Source organism: Streptosporangium subroseum (assembly GCF_900188345.1).
Taxonomy (GTDB): Bacteria; Actinomycetota; Actinomycetes; order Streptosporangiales; family Streptosporangiaceae; genus Streptosporangium; species Streptosporangium subroseum.
In genome coordinates this window covers 12583-33288 of record NZ_FZOD01000034.1, presented here as the reverse complement: position 1 = coordinate 33288, position 20706 = coordinate 12583, and the positions used below count along the sequence as shown (strand labels likewise).

22 protein-coding genes and 1 pseudogene are annotated in these 20706 nt (G+C 67.9%); 14 read left to right on the top strand and 9 right to left on the bottom strand.

Annotation, left to right across the window (positions count from 1 at the left end; translation table 11 throughout):
- Positions 1-74 precede the first annotated feature (74 nt).
- The 4 genes from CHC08_RS28390 to CHC08_RS28375 all read left to right on the top strand — a co-directional run bounded on the left by CHC08_RS28390 (position 75) and on the right by CHC08_RS28375 (position 3523).
- Positions 75-1244, top strand: coding sequence for an MFS transporter (locus tag CHC08_RS28390; protein ID WP_218825527.1), 1170 nt, complete (start codon positions 75-77; stop codon positions 1242-1244).
- Between the two features lie 278 nt (positions 1245-1522).
- Positions 1523-2413, top strand: coding sequence for a helix-turn-helix transcriptional regulator (locus CHC08_RS28385; protein ID WP_089210436.1), 891 nt, complete (start codon positions 1523-1525; stop codon positions 2411-2413).
- Positions 2410-3015 (top strand): short chain dehydrogenase, encoded by a 606-nt coding sequence (locus CHC08_RS28380; protein WP_089210435.1) that lies wholly within the window; start codon positions 2410-2412, stop codon positions 3013-3015. Before CHC08_RS28385 ends, CHC08_RS28380 begins: the two co-directional genes overlap by 4 nt.
- 211 nt (positions 3016-3226) lie before the next feature.
- On the top strand, positions 3227-3523 hold the full coding sequence (locus CHC08_RS28375) for a hypothetical protein (protein WP_089210434.1): 297 nt from the start codon (positions 3227-3229) through the stop codon (positions 3521-3523).
- 114 nt (positions 3524-3637) lie between these two features.
- On the opposite strand, the gene CHC08_RS28370 is transcribed toward CHC08_RS28375, so the two are convergent.
- Entirely contained in the window at positions 3638-4351 is a 714-nt protein-coding gene (locus CHC08_RS28370) for a 2-phosphosulfolactate phosphatase (protein ID WP_218825526.1), read from the bottom strand.
- 245 nt (positions 4352-4596) lie between these two features.
- A complete protein-coding gene (locus CHC08_RS28365; RefSeq protein WP_089210502.1) occupies positions 4597-5340 on the bottom strand; it encodes an SDR family oxidoreductase in 744 nt (247 codons plus the stop codon).
- Between the two features lie 94 nt (positions 5341-5434).
- Between CHC08_RS28365 and CHC08_RS28360 the strand changes: the two genes are divergently transcribed.
- Positions 5435-5908: an RrF2 family transcriptional regulator gene (locus CHC08_RS28360; protein ID WP_089210433.1), complete on the top strand. Its 474-nt coding sequence runs from the start codon at positions 5435-5437 to the stop codon at positions 5906-5908.
- Positions 5909-6378: 470 nt separating this feature from the next.
- Here CHC08_RS28360 and CHC08_RS28350 read toward each other — a convergent pair whose 3' ends face one another.
- The gene (locus CHC08_RS28350; RefSeq protein ID WP_179282257.1) at positions 6379-7341 is read right to left on the bottom strand and encodes a CU044_5270 family protein; all 963 of its coding nucleotides are present in this window, start codon (positions 7339-7341) and stop codon (positions 6379-6381) included.
- Between the two features lie 214 nt (positions 7342-7555).
- On the opposite strand from CHC08_RS28350, the gene CHC08_RS51735 reads away from it, so the two are divergent.
- Positions 7556-7906: a hypothetical protein gene (locus CHC08_RS51735; RefSeq protein WP_245878617.1), complete on the top strand. Its 351-nt coding sequence runs from the start codon at positions 7556-7558 to the stop codon at positions 7904-7906.
- 61 nt (positions 7907-7967) lie between these two features.
- Here CHC08_RS51735 and CHC08_RS28335 read toward each other — a convergent pair whose 3' ends face one another.
- From CHC08_RS28335 to CHC08_RS49780, 4 genes are all read right to left on the bottom strand, one after another.
- Positions 7968-8924, bottom strand: a complete 957-nt coding sequence (locus tag CHC08_RS28335) for a tyrosine-type recombinase/integrase (RefSeq protein ID WP_245878616.1) — start codon at positions 8922-8924, stop codon at positions 7968-7970.
- A 134-nt stretch (positions 8925-9058) separates the two neighbouring features.
- Positions 9059-10138, bottom strand: coding sequence for a HAMP domain-containing sensor histidine kinase (locus tag CHC08_RS28330; protein WP_089210431.1), 1080 nt, complete (start codon positions 10136-10138; stop codon positions 9059-9061).
- Positions 10135-10788, bottom strand: coding sequence for a response regulator transcription factor (locus tag CHC08_RS28325; RefSeq protein ID WP_089210430.1), 654 nt, complete (start codon positions 10786-10788; stop codon positions 10135-10137). The genes CHC08_RS28330 and CHC08_RS28325 overlap by 4 nt, the downstream gene beginning before the upstream one ends.
- A 68-nt stretch (positions 10789-10856) precedes the next feature.
- A complete protein-coding gene (locus tag CHC08_RS49780) occupies positions 10857-11048 on the bottom strand; it encodes a hypothetical protein (protein ID WP_179282256.1) in 192 nt (63 codons plus the stop codon).
- On the opposite strand from CHC08_RS49780, the gene CHC08_RS28320 reads away from it, so the two are divergent.
- The 3 genes from CHC08_RS28320 (at position 11041) to CHC08_RS28310 (ending at position 14997) form a co-directional block, all read left to right on the top strand.
- Positions 11041-12171 carry a S41 family peptidase gene (locus tag CHC08_RS28320; protein ID WP_179282255.1) on the top strand — a complete coding sequence of 377 codons (1131 nt, stop codon included), beginning with the start codon at positions 11041-11043 and terminating at the stop codon, positions 12169-12171. The two genes, CHC08_RS49780 and CHC08_RS28320, sit on opposite strands and share 8 nt — an antisense overlap.
- Positions 12172-12418: 247 nt before the next feature.
- Complete coding sequence (locus tag CHC08_RS28315) at positions 12419-13165, top strand: ABC transporter ATP-binding protein (RefSeq protein ID WP_179282254.1); 747 nt, start codon at positions 12419-12421, stop codon at positions 13163-13165.
- A gap of 5 nt (positions 13166-13170) precedes the next feature.
- Positions 13171-14997 (top strand): FtsX-like permease family protein, encoded by a 1827-nt coding sequence (locus CHC08_RS28310; RefSeq protein WP_089210427.1) that lies wholly within the window; start codon positions 13171-13173, stop codon positions 14995-14997.
- A gap of 54 nt (positions 14998-15051) precedes the next feature.
- Here CHC08_RS28310 and CHC08_RS50830 read toward each other — a convergent pair.
- A pseudogene (locus CHC08_RS50830) lies at positions 15052-16190 on the bottom strand (transposase).
- A gap of 2 nt (positions 16191-16192) precedes the next feature.
- Entirely contained in the window at positions 16193-16759 is a 567-nt protein-coding gene (locus CHC08_RS50820) for a hypothetical protein (protein ID WP_218825523.1), read from the bottom strand.
- Positions 16760-17170: 411 nt separating this feature from the next.
- Between CHC08_RS50820 and CHC08_RS28300 the strand changes: the two genes are divergently transcribed.
- The 5 genes from CHC08_RS28300 (at position 17171) to CHC08_RS49775 (ending at position 20541) form a co-directional block, all read left to right on the top strand.
- Positions 17171-18334, top strand: a complete 1164-nt coding sequence (locus CHC08_RS28300; RefSeq protein WP_218825522.1) for a sugar phosphate isomerase/epimerase family protein — start codon at positions 17171-17173, stop codon at positions 18332-18334.
- Between the two features lie 920 nt (positions 18335-19254).
- Complete coding sequence (locus CHC08_RS28295; RefSeq protein ID WP_218825521.1) at positions 19255-19668, top strand: DUF2089 domain-containing protein; 414 nt, start codon at positions 19255-19257, stop codon at positions 19666-19668.
- Positions 19665-19925: a hypothetical protein gene (locus CHC08_RS28290; RefSeq protein WP_089210426.1), complete on the top strand. Its 261-nt coding sequence runs from the start codon at positions 19665-19667 to the stop codon at positions 19923-19925. Before CHC08_RS28295 ends, CHC08_RS28290 begins: the two co-directional genes overlap by 4 nt.
- An 11-nt stretch (positions 19926-19936) precedes the next feature.
- Positions 19937-20359, top strand: coding sequence for an SHOCT-like domain-containing protein (locus CHC08_RS28285; RefSeq protein ID WP_089210425.1), 423 nt, complete (start codon positions 19937-19939; stop codon positions 20357-20359).
- A 32-nt stretch (positions 20360-20391) separates the two neighbouring features.
- Positions 20392-20541: a hypothetical protein gene (locus CHC08_RS49775; protein ID WP_179282253.1), complete on the top strand. Its 150-nt coding sequence runs from the start codon at positions 20392-20394 to the stop codon at positions 20539-20541.
- Positions 20542-20706 lie beyond the last annotated feature (165 nt).

Below are 20706 nucleotides of genomic sequence, written 5' to 3'. Positions count from 1 at the left end.
CGTATGGTCTTGCGCTCGTGATCACAATGGTGGAGAGGGTCCTGCCCGCTCGGCTGGGGACAGGATTCCGATGGTTGCTGGCCTCGAGCTGGCTGACGAATCTCGGTGACGGGGTCGCGGCCGCCGCGGGCCCGCTGCTGATCGCGACGTTGACCCGCGATCCATTGATGATCTCGCTGTCGGCCCTGGTGGGCTGGGCGCCGCCGCTGCTGTTCAGCCTGTATGCGGGCGTGCTGTCGGATCGGTACAACCGGCGCAGGATCGTGCTCGTCGCGAACGCGATGCGGGCTTTGGTGCTGGCGGCGCTCGTCGTGCTCATGGTGACCGGTACGGTGAGCGTGGTGACGGCGCTGGTGGCGCTCACGCTCCGGTCCGTCGCCGAGGTGTTCGCCGACAGCGCGACGGCCACGCTGACGCCCCTGATGGTCAGCAAGGACGATCTCGTCATCGCCAACGCCCGCCTGGGCACGGGGTTCATCACGCTCAATCAGCTTGCCGGGCCACCGATCGGAGCGGCCCTGTTCGGCCTGGGCTTCACCTGGCCGTTCGCGGGCCAGTTGCTCCTGGTGGTGGCGGGGATGCTCCTGGTCTCCCGGCTCACGTTGCCACCGCACGGCCGACAAGGCGCCGATCCCAAGCCCAACACCGTACGGGAACTCATCGCCGGGTTCAGCTGGACCCTCCATCACGCGGCGGTCCGCACGCTGGCGCTCACAATCCTGATCTTCAACTTCACGTTCGGCGCGGCCTGGTCGGTTCTCGTCCTCTACACCCAGGAGCAGCTCGGCCTCGGCGCCATCGGCTTCGGCCTGATGACCACCCTCGGCGGGATCGGTGGCCTGATCGGCACCGGCCTGTACGGGGCCATCACCCGCAAGGTGAGCCTCGGCGCCCTGATGCGGATCGGGCTCATCATCGAAACGTTCACCCACCTGGGTCTGGCCCTGACCCATTCGCCGTGGGTTGCCGGGGGCATCTTCCTGGTCTTCGGCGCACACGCGTTCATCTGGGGCACGACCTCGGTCACCGTCCGCCAGCGCGCGGTCCCCCACGAGCTGCAGGGCCGGGTGGGCAGCGTCAACGCCATCTGCGTCTACGCCGGCCTGGTGGTCGGTTCGCTGATCGGCGGTGTTCTGGCCACCCACTTCGGTGTCGCGGCGCCCTTCTGGTTCGCCTTCGCCGGCTCCGCGGTGTTCGTGGTGCTGCTGTGGCGGCAGCTCATGCACATCGCCCACGACGACTGAGCGGCCACCTTTCCGGTGGCATCACCGGTCGTCGTCCCCCGTTCCGCCGCAGGTCTACGCGGGAACCTTGAGCACGTGGTTGGCGATGTCCGCCGACCAGACCCTTCACTCGGGTCGGCGCCACCAGGGTCAAAATACCTGTGAGTGATCGGATCCTGCTGTCGGGCAGGGGTTTCCATGCGGCATCGGGCCTGTTCATCATCTGATGCACGGGAGGCCTGCGAAGGTAGCCGTGTTTGGGGCAGGCAGAGGCCGGCGATCGGCGCGAAGATGGGCTGGTGACCACCACCGGAGCGAACGATCTCGGCGGGTTCCTGCGCAGCCGGCGCGAACGCTTGACGCCGGCCGCAGCGGGCATCGAGCCCGGCGCCACTCATCGGCGAGTCCCGGGACTGCGCAGGGAGGAATTGGCCGAACTCGCCGGGGTCAGCGTCGGCTACTACACGCGACTCGAGCAGGGCATCAGCGGTAGCGCTTCCGCCGCGGTCATCGACGCGCTGGCCGCGGCGTTGCAGCTCGATCCCGCCGAGCACGAACACCTGCGGATCCTCGCCGCCCCGAGACGACCGACTCGGCCTCGTACCTGGCGAACCACGCTGAGGCCGTCGGTGCGTGAGCTGCTCGCCGCGATGCCCGGCACACCGGCGATCGTTATCGATCATCGCGCTGACGTCCTCGCGTGGAACCCCCTCGGTCACGCTCTGCTGGCCGGCCACGTCGACTTCAACGCCCCGGACACGCGAGTTCGGCCGAACATCGCGCGATTGCTGTTCCTCGATCCGCACCACCGTGCGTTGTACCGCGACTGGAACGCCAAGGCGCAGGTCACCGTCGCAGCCCTGCATCAGGCGGTCGCACGGCACCCGGCGGACCGGGAGCTCGAACAACTCGTCGGCCGACTCGCAGTCGACAGCCCAGAGTTCGCGCGAATGTGGGCGCGACGCCCCGTCCGCACCTGCTCGTACTACCTGCGTGAGCTGGACCATCCTGTCGTCGGGCGAGTGACCCTGGCGAACGAGACGGTCACCCTGCCCGACGACGACCAGCAGCTCGGGCTGTTCTACGCGCGTCTCGGCACACCTGACGCCGACGCGCTCACATTGCTGGCACAGACCCTCGATCGGCGCCTTGCGCCGGGAACCCCGTTTCAGAAGGAGAACGCAGGATGAGGATCGTTGTCGTCGGCGGCGGGGGCACCATCGGACGACGATTGGTGCCCGCACTGCGATCCAACGGCCACGACGTCGTCGTGGCCGGGCGCACCTCGGGCGACGTCCACGTCGACCTGACCTCACACGCCACCATCGAGGCCATGTACCGCGAGGTCGGGGCGGTCGACGGTGTCGTGAGCATCGCAGCGCACGGCGCGCTCGACGAGTTCAAGACGCTGACATCAGACGCGCTGCACGAGAACATGCAAGCCAAGTTCTTCGGGCAGGTCGATCTGGTCCTTACCGGCCAGCACCACTGCGCCGACGGCGCGTCCTTCACCCTGACATCGGGGATCTTCGCCGACCAAGCATGGCCGCACGTCACCGGCGGCGGCGTCATCAGCGGCGCATTGCACAGCTTCGTCCTGTCGGCCGCCATCGAACTACCGCGGGGTATGCGGATCAACGTGGTCAGTCCCACAATGATCGGCGACTCCGTCGCCACCTTCGACGAGCACTTCCCCGGCATGCGTCCAGTGCCGATGAACGAACTCGTCGACCACTATCTGCGCTGCGTCGAAGGCGACGACACCGGCGACATCATCCGCGCGTATGGATGACCGGACGCCAGCGCGGCCAGCCCGGCGCCGACGGCGTTGAGTTTGCGCATCTGAGTTATTTTCTTTCATTCAGATACACAAAACTTTCGACACCAAGTGGCCGGTTTGCTAATCTTGGCGATGCACTCTGTTGCGCGGATCCCGGTCGTCTGGTCCTAGATCAGGGGATAGGCAGATACCCGGCCGCCCGTACGAAGGAAGGGAATCGGCCGTGTTACGTAAGCGCATCGCCACAGTCCTGCTCGCCGGGGCACTCGCCACCGCCGGCAGCATCCTTGTCACCAGCCAGGCCGGCGCCGCATCGTTGGCCACCTACAGTTGCCCGTCACAGGTCACGGCCTACGGCCAGACCTACGGGCTCTCCTCCACCGTGACCGGCATGGGCAAACTCGGGTGCTACTACGGTCCCTCCTTCTACTTCTGCGTCTACAACGCGTACAACGGCGACGGCATCTTCAACCAGCCCAACCCGGCGTACTGCCCGCCGCGCGCCACCCAGACCGGCTGACCACCGGTAGCCCACAGCCAACCTGGGGCGGTGGCGGTTCGCCGCCACCGCCCCTCCCCCGCTTTCCGCTCCTCGTGCTGCGCGCCGGCCAAGGTGACGTCCTTGGCCGGCGGCTCAAGCCTCTTCGGTCGGCGAAGGCACGGCGCACGGACGCAGGACCATGAGCGAGTCTTCCAAGGTCGCCACCATGGCGAAGGAGAACCGGTCGAGCTCAAGACAGAGTGCGACGTCATCAGGATGGACTCCTTGACGCACCCCCTCCGCCAGTTCGGCGGCGGCGCGCGACTCGCCGGCGCGGCGGAGGAACTCAGCCGCATCCGTCCCAGCCTCGGTGGCCCTCCGAGCGATGTACTGAGCGCACGCCAGATCTTCATCGGCGTGCCCATCCTCGCCGGTGACCACGAACGTGACACCGTCACCCTCACGTGTCCGCAAGAGCCGAGCCGTCGCCTCCGCCACCACGAAGCTCGCGCACAGCACCAGCGACGCTTCCTTGACCGCAAGAGCGCCAACCGTCCCCGCCGTGGTTTTCTGCACAACGGTCCGTCCGCCAAGGTCAATGGACCGCAGCAGGCCCGGCGAGTTGACGGCGTCGAACCCGGGCGCGGGCGGACCGTCTTTGAGCGCCACCCAGTCCGGGTGGCGAGCCTTGAGCGCCAGGGCTTCGTCCAGCGACTCAGCAAGAACGATCTTTTCCGCCCCCTGGGCGAAGGCCCAGGCCGCCACCGTGAAAGCACGCATGACGTCGACGACGACCGCCACGGACGGGGCTTCGACCAGATCGGCGATACCAAGGAAACGAGCGTCCATCCGGTCATGATCGCGCATGCCCGATCCGAAACACCCGGACAGTGGTGCGCATCACATCGACGGTCTCGGAATGCAACGCCTCCGGAGATGCTCGTCGGCCGCCCCGGCCGGTGCTGAGACGCCTGCGAGGTGTCCGGCCCACTCCGGTCTGCGCAGGAGCCGACCGACATGATCAGCCACGTACGGCGTCAGTGCCCAGCCCCCTCACACTGAATGATTCCACCGGGCGACCCGCCGGCGAAGGGTGCTGGGCCGGGATGACGCTATCGCTGCTTTGCGAGCCACTCGTCGAAGGTGGTCGGCGCGATGCGGGCGCCCTCGCCGGGCAGGAGTACGTCGCCGGCCATCTCCGGACCGGACAGCGATGACCACGTCGGCACGAGCTTGACCGCGTGTCCGCGCGCGTCGTTGGTGCGCCGGGCCATGTCCACCAGGTCCTGCGGCTCAGGGCCGGCGACATCGCGGTAATGCCCCTGCGGCGCGCCCATGGCGATCTCGGTGAGGATGTCGGCCACGTCCGCGGGCGCGATCGGCTGGACGAGCAGCGGTGGGACCGCGGCGACGCCGTCCTGCTCGGTCCAGCTCGCCACCATTGCGGCGAAGTCGTGGAACTGCGTGGCACGAACGATCGTCCACGGCACCGGGCCCTCGGCCACGAGGCGCTCCTGCTCACGCTTACCGGCGTAGTGCGCGTTCCCCTCAATACGATCGACGCCGACGATCGAGAGCAGCACGTGGTGACGGACACCGGCCCGTTCCTCGGCGGCGAGCAGGTTCCGGGTGGTGGCGCCGAGGTACGCCACCGTGTCGTCCCGGTCGGCTGCCGTGTAACTCGTGGCGTCGATGACGGCCTCGACACCGGCCAAGGCGGCGTCGAGGCCGTCGCCGGTGGTCAGGTCCACGCCGAGTGAGCGGCTGATGCGCACGACCTCGTGCCCGGCCTGTTCCAGGACGGCGACGGTGCGGGCCCCGATGTTCCCGGTGGCTCCGGCAACGGCGATTCGCATGGTCCTCATGGTGATCTCTCCTCTGTCTTGTGTGCTGCCGCATACGCTATCTCGGACTTAATAGATCCTCAATGTCTGAGATAGTATCGGGTCTATGAAGCTGCCCGTGAGTACGGAATGGCTGTTGCACTGCGCCGCGTCGCTGGCGCAGCTCGAGGCAGGGGCCACCGCGTCGGCGGCACAGCTCGCCCAGTACTTCGACCTGCCGGCGGCCTATCTCGCCAAGCAGCTACAGGCGCTGGTCAAGGCCGGCGCGCTGGCTGCGACGACAGGCCCGCGCGGCGGGTTCCGGCTGGCCCGGCCCGCTTCCGAGATCACGCTCCTCCAGATCGTCGAGGCCGTCGACGGTACGTCCTCGCCGTACGAGTGCCGCGAGATCCGCCAGCAGGGACGGGGAGCCCTGTCCGCCGAGGAGTGCCAGAACCCCTGCATCCTCGCCGAGAAGATGGCCGAAGCCCACGAAGCCTGGCGGAACAGCCTCGCCGCGACCTCGCTCGCCGAGATCATCGCCGCGCTGCCCCCATCAGCCCCACCCCGTACCCGCCTGCGCCTGACCGGAACGTCGTAGCGCATCCGCCGCCGCATGCAAACGCCCCGGACGTCACCCAGACAGGCGGCTGGTCAGGGTCGGCGCCGGGGGCGTGCGTCCCGGCGACAGGTGGTCCACGCGTGGCGGATCACGATACGCACGGTCATGATCGTGCCGGCGAGATCGGGGTCTGAGGAACATCGGAACCGGATCGTGCGCTAGGCCATCTCAGAGCAGGTCAGCGCTGTACAGCTTCTCACTGGACCCCTTGGGAGCGGGTAGCCGCAGATACTCCATCACCTCCACCCTGCCGGCCTACTCCGGGCACACCTCGGTCGCCTCACTGGCCCGCTACGCCCGAGTTTCCGGGGAAGCACTCGCACGCTGGCAATCGGGACGTGATCCCGCCGCTCGCAGGCGCTGAGGAAAACGATGGAGGCCAGAGAGCGTCCATCCCCCTCGTAATCCTCCTCGGACAACGATCGGCCTGCCGTCCGGTGAGCGCAGGCTTAGGCGCAGCCGCGCGGCTTCAGGGACTTGGACCAGGCCGGGAGTACGTCGGTGATCTGCGGACGGGTGATGGACCAGAGTTCACGCCCTTGCCCCGGCGCGAGTTCCTGGCCGCCCAGGAGGACGTAGGAGGTCTTGTCGAAGATGAGGGATTCGCGGGAGATGGCGCCCCCGGGGCCTTGGTTGTCCACCCGGGTCACGGCGATGCCCGATTTGCCGGTGGCGTCCTTGAGCTCTTCCGTCTCGATGCCCGGCAGGGTCGCGGCGATCTTGAAGATGGCTGCCTGCTGCTTGGGCGGGATCGGGCTGCCGAGGACGCTGACGACGGCGCGCCAGATCTGGGTCGCGGTGTCCTTTTTGAGGACCATCTCGTTACCGCGTTCGGCAAGTTTGTGCCGGAGCTGCTCCTGGCCGGTCGGCCACCCACGGAGGTCGGCGTAGGCGGGGCGCCCCGCGCCAGGTCCGCTGGGGCACCGGGTCAGGAGTTCCTTGTACTCGCGGTCCTGGGGGTGGGACTTCGACGGCTTGTGCCACCACAGTTCTGGGCGGGAGCCGTCGACGGACTCCCAGACCTCGCCCGTGATGTGGCGCGGACCGACGTTGGGAACCCCGTTCTCACTGCGTGTCTCCGCGATCCGCTCGTAGTGGAGGTACTGGTCGTCACGGGGTTCCGGCCACGGGGTGGCGCTCGCGGCCTCGGCCGCCAGCCTCAGGACCTCGGCGGCGCTCGCGGGCGCGGCGGGCTTGAACGTCTGGACGGCGATCACTCCTGCGGTCATCGCCGCGACCAGGCCGCCTGCCAGCATCAAACGCCGCGGGCCGACCACCCGGGCCCGGGGCCGGCGCTTCGTGCGGGCCTCGGCCAGAAGGGCGGCTCGTCGCCGAGCCGGCGGGCCACATAACGGTGGATGTGTCCTGCGTGCCTGTCGAACAGCAAGGCGAAATCCCCGGGATCCCGCCACGACCGTTCGATCAGGGCGGCGTCAGACAGGGTCGTACTGAGCGGCATGGGGATGGGCCTTTTCAAGGAAGTGGTGTCGCCTGTCTTTCACACAAGTCAGGAAACGAGTTCACGGGACGCTGCCGACCGCCCGGCAGGCTCGGGTGAAGGCGTCAGCCTCGCAACAAGGCCGGCACCGCGGTACGGGCGACCCACCGGCCCTCGGGATCGTCGTCGTGGTCGACACCGAGCGGCGGTTCAGCCTCAACCGCCGCATCGCCATGCACCTGCTGCGACAGCGCCTCGAACACGGGATCACCGACACATCCACCTGCGCCACCCCCAGCGCGGCGATCTCGGCCACCCGCTCCAGCGCCTTGTCCATCTGCGGTCCCGACGCCTTCACCACCGGACGCCGCAACCGCTCCAGCATGGAGATCCTCGCACCAGCGGGCACCTCCAGGAGTTCGGCCGGCACCCGGCGCCGCTCACCGTTGAGCAGCCCATGCAGGGTGTCCCACAGACGCGTGGTGGCCTTCTGGGGGGCGGCCGGAATACGCCAGAAAGGGGCCGCGGGCTTGCTGTAGTCGCAGCTCAGCGGGTTGGGCGCTAGACGCGACCATCCCCTGTAGGTGGGTGGTTGAGGGGTCAGCGGGCGCGGCGACGTTGGGCGGGGTCGGCTTCAGCGGTGATGCGCGCGGAGGTCTCTTCGCCGAGTCGCACGTAGCGGCCGAGGCTGGCCAGGTGCTGGTGGCGGCTTTTGGCCTGCAGTTCGGGCGCTGTTCGGCCGGCTTGGGCGAGATGCTGGAGCGCCGAACGGCGGAGCTGGTGCAAGGTCCACCCTTGCCGGTGCGGGTCGAGCTTTGCGGAGGCGGTTTTGAACAGGTACTCGGCGCGCGGGTATGACAGTCGGCCTCGCCCGGTGACGGGGCAGATGTCGGCGGCTGCGGGCGCGCGTCGGCCGGAAGTGGGGGCGCGCCGGTCGGCCAGGAACACTGGCCCGCGGGTGCGGCCGGTCAGCAGGCGGGGCAGGATCCGGGCCGTGGGGGTGGCCCAGTGCACGTACTCGATGGCGCCGCCCTTGGAGACGACGCGGGCACGGCGGAACTCCAGGTCGAGGTCTTCGACGTTGAGGGTGAGGATTTCCTCGGCGCGGGCGGCCGTGTCGTACAGCAGCCTCCAGAGGACTTTTTCCCGCAGGGCGTGCACGGGGTCGGTGAAGAGTGTCTCCAGCCGGGTGCGCGGGATGGAGCGGTCGCCTCGGTGTGCTGTCTTGCGGCGTTCCAGCCGCCGGGCCGGGTTGGTGGCCAGCAGTTCCTGGCGCTGGGCCCAGACGGTGAACGAGGTCAGCGCGGATAGGTGCCGGTTCCAGGTCGCGGCGGCCGCGGCGTTCCAGTGGTCCATCACCGCGGCGTAGTGCTCAGGCTGTAGGGCGGCGACCGGATGGTGCGGGCCGGTGGCCGCGGTCAGCCGGGTGAGGGTATCGGCGTAGCCGGAGCGGGTGGTGGCCGCAGCGAGGGAGTCGAGGAAACGCTCGACCGCGGCCGTGACCGTCATGCTGGCGGTCGCAGGGTCGGGCTGGCTGGGGAACGCCACGATGGACACGAAGCCGCCTCCCGAAAGGCGATGTGACACATAATGTAGCCGAGTCGCCTGCGCGGCGGCGGGCGCCGAGCAGGGGCGGAGGTGGCGCATCGGCCGCCGGTGTGACAGATAATTCACATTCTGTGTCACATGCATCACTCCGCTGTTCCTCCTGCGGGGGATGCGTCCTCGGATCCCGCGAAAACCACGACGAGCTCCAGCCCGCCACCCGGATTGGGGTTCGCTCGCACGTCGGCCCCGTGAGCCTTCGCGATCGCCGCAACGATCGACAATCCGAGCCCGGTGCCTTGTCCAGGGGTCGTATGCAGCCGACGGAAGGGCTCGAAGAGATCGCCGAAACGTTCCTGGGAAACGTGCGGGCCGGTGTTACGGACCGTCAACACTCCACGGGAGAGCGTTACATCAACGGTTCCGCCGGGATGGTTGTAGCGGACCGCGTTGTCGAGGAGGTTGATGACGAGCCGGTTCAGCAGGACAGGGTCCCCATCGACGACGAACGGCTCTGCCCGCCCTGTCACGGTGACGCCGTCCGAACCTGTTTCCGCCAGGACGAGCCGTACCGCCTGGTCCAGGGCCACCGGGCTCCTGTTGTCCAGACCGTTTTCCGCCTGGGCCAGGACCAGCAGGGCGTCGATGAGGTTCTCCGCCCGGCGGTTGTGGCGCAGGAGCGTGCCGCGGATCTCGCCGCCGTCCTCGGGGAGCCCGATTTCGATCGCCGCCCGCTGGACGGCCAGCGGGGTCCGCAACTCGTGGGAGGCGTTGGCGATGAACCGCCGTTGCCCCTCGACGGAGCGTTCGAGCCGATCGAGCATCGCGTCGAAGGTGTCGGCCAGTTCCTTCAGCTCGTCCTTCGGCCCGGTGAGCGCGATCCGCTCGTGCAGGGTCGATAGGGAAAGTCGCTGCGCGGTGGCGGTGATCCGGTGGATGGGCCGCAGGATCCGCCCGGCGACCAGCCATCCGACGGCCAACGAGACCAGCGTCAAGATCCCCACCGTGAAGGTGGTCATCTCCCATTGGTAGTTGATCACGTCGTTCACCAGCTCGGGCAGGTGTGGCACCTGCGGCTGCGGCGCCACCGCCCCCCCGGGTAGCCGGGCGACCCGCGTCTTCAGCGCCTGGCGCAGTAGGAGGTTGACCGTGACCAGCAACACGACCGAGGTCAGCAGGAACAGCCCGGAGTAGATCAGGGTGAGCCGAACCCGGATCGTCGTCACAGCAGGTATCCCGCACCGGGAACGGTCTGAATGCACGGCGGGTCGCCCAGCTTGGCCCGTAAGCGGCTGATCAAGACCCGCACCACCGTCGTAAACGGATCGGCGTTCTCGTCCCATGCCTCTTCAAGCAGCCGTTCGGAGCTCACGACCGCGCCGTCCGCCCTCATCAGCACCTCAAGGACGGCGAACTCCTTGAGGGACAGGTGCAGGTGCCGCCCGTCCCGCGAGGCTTGCAGCCGGTGCCTGTCGAGCACGATCCCGTGCCGCGTCAGCACCGGCGGCACCGCCGACTGGCTACGCCGCCCCAGCGCCTGCACCCGCGCAACCAACTCGGCATAGTCGAACGGTTTGGGCAGGTAGTCATCGGCCCCCATCCCGAGACCCGCCACTCGCTCCGGCACCGACGCCGCCGCCGTCATCATCAAGATCCGCGTACGGCTCCCGCGCGCCACCAGCTCACGACACACGAGGTCGCCGTGCATCTCGGGCAGGTCCCGATCCAGCACGAGAACGTCGTAGTCGTGCACCGCCAACTGCTCCACCGCGGCGGCCCCGTCATACACCACGTCGACGGCCATAGCATGACGGCGCAATCCCACCGCCACGAGATCGGCCAGGTCGCGTTCGTCTTCGGCCACCAGAATCCGCACCCGACATTCATATCCGAACCGGGGTTTCAATGGCGTTAACGGATCCGTTCACGACCGTGCAACCCGCTTCAGGCCACGCTAGCGGCCATGATCAGAGCCCTCTGCGCCGCCGTCCTGGTGGCGGCCTGCTCCATGTCCGCACCCGCGTCAGCATCGGTCACGACGTCCCAGCTGGCGTCCCCATCGGCCACTCCAGGCGGGGGCTGCACCACCAGCACGGCGTCACCGCCGGAATCGGCACCGCCGACATCGGTGAACACGCTCCGGCAGGCGTACTTCTGCGTGCTGGACAACTACTACAGCGGCCCGGTCATGGATCCGAAGGAATTGCTGAAGAGCGCCTTCGCCGCCTATACCCAGAACCTGATGCGGCGCGGCGCCGACCGGGCCGACCTTAGGTTGCCCGCCCTGACCGGGAACCGCGAAACCGACTGGTCCGCCTTCGCGAAAGTCCTCGGCGTCGGCGACCCCGCCGCCCTGCGCGCCGCGATCACCGGCATGGTCGCCGGACTGCACGACAACCACGCCCGCTGGGTCAGGCCGACCCCGTCGCAAGAGGGCGGGCCAACCGGAACGGGCATCGTGGGCGCGTCGGCTCAGCAGGGAGGATCGCAGCTCGATCCTGCGGCCCGGCCGCCGATGTTCATCACCCGCGTCCTGCCCGGCAGCCCCGCCGCCAAGGCCGACATCAGAGCCGGTGACATCATCGTCAAGGCCAACGGCGTGCCGGCGTTCATCGGAGACACCGTGAATCAGAGCATCCTCGACGCCTTCGCCTCCGGCACGGTACGGCTCACGCTCAAGCGGCCCACAACGGGACGGACCCGCATCATCGAGCTCAAAGAGGGACATATCACGCGGCAGCCTCCGGCGGTGACGTCAAAGAAGCTCGCCGACGGCGTCACCTACGTCCAACTGCCCGGATTCTACGAAGGCTCCGCCGACCAGGTCATCGCCAAGCTGCGAGACAAACCGAAGGTCGTGGTCCTCGATCTGCGCGGCAACGGCGGAGGGTCACCTCGCGAGGTGACACGGCTGCTCGGCGCATTCGCACACGGCAAGGTCACCAGCTACTTCTGCCCGCTCAAGGGAGACTGCGTGCCCAACCGGACCGACGACAGCGTCTCGCTGCTCGGCTCGCGCCTGATCGTCCTCACCGATCGCGGATGCGCCTCGGCCTGTGAGGACTTCAGCGCGGCGGTCAAGGAAACGGTATGGGCACCCTCGTCGGGACCCGCACCGCCGGGGCCGTCTCCGGCCCCAGCGAGGCATACCTCCTCCACGACGGCAGCCTCCTGCTCCTGCCCAGGGTCCGGCATCTCGGGCCCGCCCGCGAAATCATCGACACGATCGGCGTGCCGGTCGACCGCTACGCCCCCATGACCGCCCTCGACCTGGCTACCGGGCGCGACCCGGGTGTGGCCAAGGCGCTGGCGCTTCTTTGACGCGCTTGCCGCAGCGGCCGGGCTGGCCACCCCTCACCATCGCCGACACCCAGCGCCCCGCCATGGCCGAGCCGGACCCGCTCGACCGCAGCGCTGTTGGCGGAGCGCATCGTGCTCCCGCTTGAGGCGGGCCTGCGCCGGCTCAAGACCCGTAAGCAGAACTGGATCTATCGAAGGAGTGGATCGTGAGCAATGCCGCCGACACGCCCGTACTGAGCGCCCGCGGGCTGCGGAAGGAGCACGGCAAAGGGGAAGGATTGGTGCGCGCCGTCGACGGCGTCGATCTCGACGTCAGCGCGGGAGAGACGGTGGCGATCATGGGACCGAGCGGCTGCGGAAAGTCGACGCTGCTGCATCTGCTCGGCGGGCTGGATCGGCCCTCGGCTGGAGAGGTGTCGCTGAACAGCCGGCGCATCGACAACATCAGCGAGAAGGCCCTGGCCCGGATGCGGCGGACCGACGTCAGCTACGTCTTCCAGTCCTTCCACCTGATGGAGGAGCTCTCCGCCATGGAGAACGTCGAGCTGGCGGCGCTGCTCGCCGGACGCTCGCCGCGGGTCGCACGGCGGCGCGCGGAGGAGCTGCTGGATCAGCTCGGGCTCGCCGGCCGGGCGCGGTTCCTGCCCTCCGCGCTCTCCGGCGGCCAGCGGCAGCGGGTCGCGGTCGCCCGGGCGCTGAGCAACGAGCCGCTGGTCGTCCTCGCTGACGAACCGACCGGAAACCTGGACAGCGACGCCACCCTGGACGTCCTCCAGCTCTTCAAGGACCTGCACGAGTCCGGGCAGACGCTGGTCATCGTTACCCACGACGCGCGGATCGCGGCCACCGCGGACCGGAAGTTCTCGATGCGCGACGGCGTGCTCGTGGACGAGACCCTGCTGACCGGCGGCACCACCGGGCAGCTCGGCGCGCTCGTCGGGCTGGAGGACTGACCGCAATGGGTCGCATCCTTCTCGTGATCCGCCTCGCCCTGCGAGACCTCCGGCGGCGCCGCACCGAGGCCGCGCTTCTGCTGCTCGCCATCCTGGCCGCCACCACGACGCTGACGCTCGGGCTCGTCCTGCGCGACGCGGCCGGCGCCCCATACCAGAGCACCCGGGCGGCGACCAGGGGGCCTGACGTGGTCGCCAACGTCGGCCGGGCCGCCGACCTCGCGGAGCTCGGGAAACTGGCCACCGCCTCCGGCGTCACTGAGCACAGCGGACCGTACCCCGTCCTCGCGGGGAAGCTCGAGGCGTCCGGCCGGACGTCGGACGTGCAGGTCGAAGGGCGCGACGCCACTATCGCGGCGGTCGATCAGCCCCAGGTGAGGCAGGGCAGCTGGGTCAGCGACGGCGGCGTGGCGCTCGAGGCCACCTTCGCCGACTCGCTCGAGGTGGGAGTCGGTGACTCGGTCACCCTGGGCGGCAGGTCGTTCAAGGTCGTCGGCGTCGCGGTCACCGCCGCCATGCCGCCCTATCCCGGAGCGTCCTGCATCGTCGCCGCCGGCTGCATCAACGGCGCCATTCCCGACGACCGGAATCTGCCGGCGGGGTTGCTGCACAATCCCGGGCTGGTCTGGCTCACCCAGGCGGACGTGCTGAGCCTCGCCTCGGACCGAAGCTCCCTGTCCTACGTGATGAACCTGAAGCTGGCCGCCCCGGACGAAGCCCAGGCATTCGTCGACCGGAACGGCGGCGACCACGGCGGCGCCATACCCATGCAGACCTGGGAGAGCATTCTCGCTGACGCCACCGACCTGGCCCGGGACTCCCAGATCCTGCTGCTGATCGGCGCCTGGCTGCTCGGCCTGCTCGCTGTGGCCAGTCTTTCGGTGCTGGTCGGCGGGCGGATGGCCGATCAGACCAAGCGTATCGGGTTGCTGAAAGCAGTCGGCGGCACACCGGGTCTGGTCGCTGCCGTGCTACTCGCGGAGTACCTCCTGGTGGCCGTCGTCGCGGCCGCGGCCGGGCTGATGATCGGAGCGCTGACCGCTCCGTTACTCACCGAGTCGAGCGCGGGCCTCGTCGGCGGCGCGGGGACGGCGTCGTTGACCTGGTCCACGATCGGTCTGGTGACTGCCGTGGCACTCGGCGTCGCGGTGGTGGCGACCACTGTTCCGGCCGTGCGCGCGGCCCAGTCCAGCACCGTCAGCGCGCTGGCCGACGCGGCACGCCCACCTCGCCGCACCGGTTGGCTGATCACTCTCTCGGCGCGACTGCCCGTCCCGCTGCTGCTCGCTCTGCGGGTCACCGCCCGCCGGCCGCGACGGGTGGTGCTGGGCGTGGTCAGCATCGCGGTCACGGTCAGCGGCATCTACGTCCTGGTGGTGCTCAACGCCTTCCTCGGCGACCAGCCAGGCACCGGCGCATACACCGAAGCTCAGGTGGCGGTGCTGCGGCACGTGCTCCTCGTCTGGACGGTCATCCTGCTCTCCTTGGCGGCGGTCAACGCCATCGTCATCACCTGGGCGACGGTGCTCGACAACCGGCATGCGTCGGCGCTGGCACGCGCCCTCGGCGCAACCCCCCAGGAAGTGACCGTCGCCCTGGCGACCGCGCAGGTGCTGCCCGCGCTCCTCGGCGCCGTCATGGGTGTCTTCCCGGGAGGCTTCCTGCTGTTCGCCGCCATCAACGTGATCACCGGCGGCGACAGCGACAAGGCCACGCTTCCCGCACCCTGGCAGCTGATCGCCCTGGTGATGGCAACCGTGCTCGTGGTGGCGGCGCTCACCTCTGTTCCCGCCCACCTTGGCGGCCGCCGTCCCGTGACCGCGACTCTCTAAGTCGACCACCACGGCAAGCCTGGTGATGCCGCATAGATCCGTTCCTTGAGCCGCTCACCTCGGCGTACTGACCACGGACGTTGGGGCGCAAGGACGGGATTCGCGGCCTGCCGTCGAGGATCCGAAAGGGGTGAGGGTCCAGTTCCCGAACCGGCGGACGGTGTGGGTGATGTAGGGGGAAACGGTCGCCAGGTCGTCCAGGTCGACAGGGTGTCCCTCGGCGGCGATGTCGTTGGCGGCGTCGGTGATGTCCAGGGCGGTGGAGTACCTGACGCAGTTGGCGAGCAACTCGTTGAACTTGATGACCTTCTCCTGGTAGTCGGGGTCGTTGTGGCCAATGAGCTTGCCGCCGAACATCAGCCAGTCGGCGAAACCGTGGAAGGCCTCGTTCCGGTTGGTGACCTGGGTGATCTGCTCCCGGAGCTGCGGCTCCGACAGATAGCGCAGCAGCGCAATGGTGCGGATCGCCCGGCCGAGCTCCCTGAACGCCCGGTATAGGCGGTTCTTGCGGGAGCGGTTGCCCAGCCGGCGCAGCAGCGTGACCGACGACATCCTGTTCTCCCTGATCGAGATCGCGGTGCGCAGCAGGTCCGTCCAATGCGCCTCGATCAGGTCCCAGTCGACCACCTCATCCCCGAACAGGGAATCGATGTGCTGATAGTGCGTGTTGAGGGCGGGCCGGTAGAAGATCAGGTCATGCCAGTTGCGGATGCGGGGAAGCAGGTCGAATCCCAGGAGCGCGGCCAGGCCGAAGACCGGCAGCGACTGGCCTTGGGTGTCCGCGTGGATGGTATCGGGCTGGACGTCGGAGGTGTTCTTCAGCAGCCCTCGATGATGTAGACCGCCTCCCACACCCCGCACGGGATGAAGTGGCTGAACAGTGCGACGTAGGTGTTGGAGACATGCCGGTAGGCGATGCCCCCATGGCCCCCGTACCGGATCGACGTCTCCGCCAGCAGGTTGTTCTCCCACGTGTCGATCTGGGAGCCGTCCGCGGCGACGGTCTTCCCGTCGCCCCACACGCCGGCCACGTCCAGCTTGTTGAACGCGTTGACGACCGTCGCCGACGCTTTCTCAATCTTGCCGGCGGTGGCGTGCTTGTTGCCTGCCAGCGAGAGCTCGTGCACGCTGACCTTGCCGCGCATGTGTGCCGCGACCTGGGACGGGCCGAGTAGCGTGCCATGCGCGAACACCGTCAGCACGTAGCGCGGGCCAAGGCCTCTTTGATCTTCGGATCCGAGCCGGGGGCCGGGCCGAAGTGATGGTGCCAGCCCAGCAGATAGGCAGTGCGAGTGAGGACGTCCAGCAGCGCCCGCTGCGGCAGCCGGTCATGGAGCGCAACCTCCAACCCCAGCGCCTCCGGCCGACGCTCGACGCCCTTGCGACGCTTGAGCACCGGACGGCCACCTTCCAGTACCAGGTCGGTGTTGGAGGGATACCCGGCATCGACGCTCCGAGCGAGAGCGGCAAGCTTGTCCCGGAAGAAGGCGCCCACCCGCTCGACCGTCAGCCGCTCCGGCACGAACACAGCCTTCGCGCCACGCAGCGCTCGCAGGAACTCCACCGTCTCCACCACGCTGCGGTCCGCGCTGGTCGACTCCAGCGTGATCGCGTTCACCAGCGTGAACAGCGCCGCACAGTGGGACCCGTAGTACTGCTCCAGCAGTGGCAGGTAATTGTTGCCGTGATGGGCCGACACAGCCTCATGGGCCGCAGCCAGCACCTCCACCCCGCCTGCCTTCTCCAGCGTCTTCAGCACCAACCGGCCGGCCCGCTCCGCCACCTCACGCGTGTCCGGCGTTGGTTGGCCCTCGACCGAGGCCTCACCGTTGCTCTCGGCCGAGGCCTCCTCCTCAGGGGCGCCTGGATCCCCTTACGCAAGATCTGGCTCGGCTGGTCCCCGCCGGCCGCCCATCCGTGCGACCTCTTCATTTTTAGATCGCCCACAGGACTATGAACTTCTCAAATAGATCGATGAGGGAAAGATCCCTACTTTTATTGACGAGACGACATTCGGCGTTAACAATGATCACCAATCGGAACGAACGGCGGTGACATGCCAGAGGTCCTTCACCGCCGAGGGTCGACATCGGTGGTGCGCTGAAGATGCCGAGTCTAATTTTTGTTGTGACACCGGTCAGCGCACGCATCCTTTACTCGAAGGGATACGCGGGTGAATTTTTTCCATGCACAAGATGACGACCAGGTCGAGGGCGGTGCCCTCGGGCGCAAGCTGGGCCTGACCCGTCGGGGGCTGTTCGCGGCAACCACCGGTATGGTCGCGGCAGCGGCCGTCACCGCCTTACCGGGCAGGGCCTGGGCCGCCTCTCCAATCGCCCCTCCCGCCGCACCTCTGGCCACTCCCCTGATCCGTGACAGCAAGCGCGGCATCATCCTCTACACCGTCCGCGACGCCATCTCCCGCGACCCCAACAGCACACCCCTGCCGTCGGGGTTCAAGGCGGTGTTCAAGGCGCTCAGCGACATCGGCTACGAGCGCATCGAGTTCGCCGGCTACACCCAGCACGCCAACGCCGAGGGCGGGCCGAACCTGGAGACCATCGCCGGGGCGACGCTGCTGCGCAAGTGGCTGGACGACAACGGGCTGAGGGCCGAGGGCAACCACGGGTTCATCCCGGGCTCCTGGCCACTGACCCAGGCCGACCTCGACCGGTTCAAGACCACCCTGGAGATCTCCAACATCCTGGGTATGGACCACATGGGCACCGGCAACGACCCGACCAACAGCAACTACAAGGCCGACTGGGACATCGCCGCCGCTAAGTGGAACACCCTCGGCGAGATCGCCCGCAACTCCGGCTACGTCAAGCTGTACACCCACAACCACGACGTCGCCTACAACTTCCTGCTCGACAGCGGACCGCTGGACGCCCAGGGGCGTCCGACGCGATCGTCGGGGATCCGGAGGCTGGAGTACTTCCTGGGCATCACCGATCCCAAGTTCGTGAACCTGGAGATGGACATCTACTGGGCGCACGTCGCCCAGTACAGGTACAAGACCTACACCGCTCCCGACGGCTCCATCCAGACCAACGTCTTCAACCCCCTCGCCCTCGTCCAAGCGCAGGAGGGCCGGTACCCGCTGTTCCACGCCAAGGACGGAAAGATCAACACCGCGACCACCAACGGCTACGACATGGTGCCTTTCGGTACGGGCAACATCGACTACACGACGTTCTTCCGGGGTCTGACCAGCCAGCACCACTACCCGATGTATGAGCAGGACACCGCTCCGGGCAATGCGGCGAACCCGAACCAGTCGCTGCAGTTCGCCGAGATCAGCTACAACAACATGGCCGCCCTCACCACGGCGTAGCCAGCCGCCAAGCCCAGAACTCGGAATCCGCCCGGCCGGCATGCGGACCGTCATGACACCGGCGAGCGTGGTAGCCGACGTCGACGAAGAAGCGACCGTCCGCGCCGCACTCATCAAAGACGCTCAAGCCCTGATCTAGCCGGTCACCGCTGAAGGGCTGAAGGGGGGAAGGCCCAGCGCCTTCCCCCCTTTTTCGCCACCCCAGGTCAGACATCCCACGCCTGTCGGGACCGCAAGGCATCACTGCGCCGCTCCCTCCCCCACCGCCGCACGAGGAGGAGCCGCCGCCGGACGCGCTCCTGGCCTACGCCCGGATCCTGGGAGAGTTCGGCCGCCCGGAGGAATGCGTCGACACCTATGGCGAGGTCCTGGTGGCGGGAGCTGAGGAGCTCACCGCTTTAAAAGAGCCGCATCTGGGCGCCGACCGCCCTGGGCCGGTTCGAGGAGGCGCCGGCCGGCCTCGATCGGGCCCCGCAGATCGCCCTCAGGCCCTCATGCCGACCGATTCAGCCGGGCCCTCGCTTATAGAAGCGGGTCTTCAGTCCATTACAAATGATCTTGAAATCCACCGGGCTCCTTTACAATGTAGATCAATAAATTGACTGGGTCCAACCGCGCTCAGATGAAACCCGATGGCGCTCTTCCGTCGGCAAGGACCGAGATCGCAGACGCTGCCAATTCGACTGCGCAGATCCTCACTGAAGGTTCCACCGTCGCCAGCCCACCCGCACTCCCCCTGCCCTTTCGGCTGCGCAGATCCTCGCCGAAGGCCCCACCGTCGCCAGACCGCCTCCGCCCCCCGCCCTGGTTCATCAGGCGTGCCTGCAGGACGAGCAGAAACACCCGACCCGGCCCCATGGGCCGCGGCCCAGCAAGGAGCCCAAACGAAGCGCCATCTTAAGAAAATTAAGATCAACATCTTGAAAATTGAAGTTTCTCCGGATATAACTTTAAATATGACAGATCAGGCGATGGACTGGCAGGAACTCACGAACCTGACCCGGGGCCAGCCGTTCGTCGTCGAGCGGGTGCGCCTGGCAGGCAGCGGCGTCGCGATCGAGGGCGAGTTCGAGCTACCGCAACTGGCTCAGCTCAACGTCGAGGATCAGGTCTTCGTCACGGCGTTCATGCGGTGCCACGGCTCCATCAAGGAGATGGAACGGATCTTCGGGGTGAGCTACCCGACGATCAAATCACGACTGAAGCGAATCACGCAGATGCTCGACTTCGTCGAGACCGACCCGGCGCCGTCGCCGACCGACGTCATCGATCGGTTACGCCGGGGCGAGATCACCGCGCAGCAGGCACTGTCCGAATTGGAGCACCGGACGTGATGCCCCAGTTGCTGACCGTACGGGTCAAACGCCCGGACGGTCGTCCCATCCGGATCTGGGTCCCGGTACTCCCCGTAGCGCTCGTGTTCTCACCGGTCATGCTCCTGGCCGCACTGGCGGCGGCCGTGGCCTGTCTCATATACCGCGTCGATGTGATGCGGGCACTCGGCACCGGCTGGCGCATCGTCTCCGCGTTGCCCGGCACCCGGCTCGACATCGAGTACGACCGTACGGCCGTGCTCGTCACCATCCGATAGGAGAGGTTCCGATGAACGAACAGCGCAAGGACATCCTCGACATGCTGGCCGAGGGCAAGATCACCGCGGAGGAGGCTGAGCAGCTCATCGCCGCGCTCGAACGAGACCAGCCGCCGGCGGCGGCCGGTCTGGACGCCCGGCCGAAAGGCAAGGTGAAATACCTGCGGGTGATGGTGGACACCCTTGAGGACGGCGAGCCGGGGCGGGTCGACCTGCGGATACCGCTGCAGCTACTGCGGGCCGGCGTACAGCTGGCGGCCCTGATCCCGCCGCAGGCACTGGGTCAGGCCAACGCCGCACTGACCAAGTCGGGTGTTCCGTTCGACCTGACACAGCTCAAGCCCGAACTGCTCGAGCCGCTCGTGGAGCACCTCGACGAGATGACCGTGGAGGTCGACCAGCCCGACGCCAAGGTGCGTATCTTCTGCGAGTAGGCGCCGCCGGAGTTGGACGGACCCCCGAGAGGGTGCTGGACCACCCTCCCAAGGCCGCGCCCGCCACGGCGGAGCGCGGCGGACGGACCCCCGATCCGCGAAGTCGCCGGGGAGGGCCCCGCATGCTCGATGCGCTCGCCCACCGCGCCAAGCAGCGCTGGACCGCCAGGCCCGGCAGCTAAAGCCGGCGCCCTGGTCACGTCCGACAGATGATGCACGCGCATCGGCATGACAGACAGACCGCCTGCGGCAGGACACCGACCAGGTGATGCGGCCGAATGGCCCCGCCCATGGCGACGTCTCGGTCACCCGCTCGACCGGGCACGCCGAGATCACTACGACCAGCG

Excerpts from the sequence above, each read along its gene's own strand:
- CHC08_RS28380 (WP_089210435.1), top strand. The coding sequence starts at position 2,410 with ATGAGGATCGTTGTCGTCGGCGGCGGGGGCACCATCGGACGACGATTG.
- CHC08_RS28370 (WP_218825526.1), bottom strand. The coding sequence starts at position 4,351 with ATGCGCGATCATGACCGGATGGACGCTCGTTTCCTTGGTATCGCCGAT.
- CHC08_RS28365 (WP_089210502.1), bottom strand. The coding sequence starts at position 5,340 with ATGCGAATCGCCGTTGCCGGAGCCACCGGGAACATCGGGGCCCGCACC.
- CHC08_RS28360 (WP_089210433.1), top strand. The coding sequence starts at position 5,435 with ATGAAGCTGCCCGTGAGTACGGAATGGCTGTTGCACTGCGCCGCGTCG.
- CHC08_RS28310 (WP_089210427.1), top strand. The coding sequence starts at position 13,171 with ATGGGTCGCATCCTTCTCGTGATCCGCCTCGCCCTGCGAGACCTCCGG.
- CHC08_RS28285 (WP_089210425.1), top strand. The coding sequence starts at position 19,937 with ATGAACGAACAGCGCAAGGACATCCTCGACATGCTGGCCGAGGGCAAG.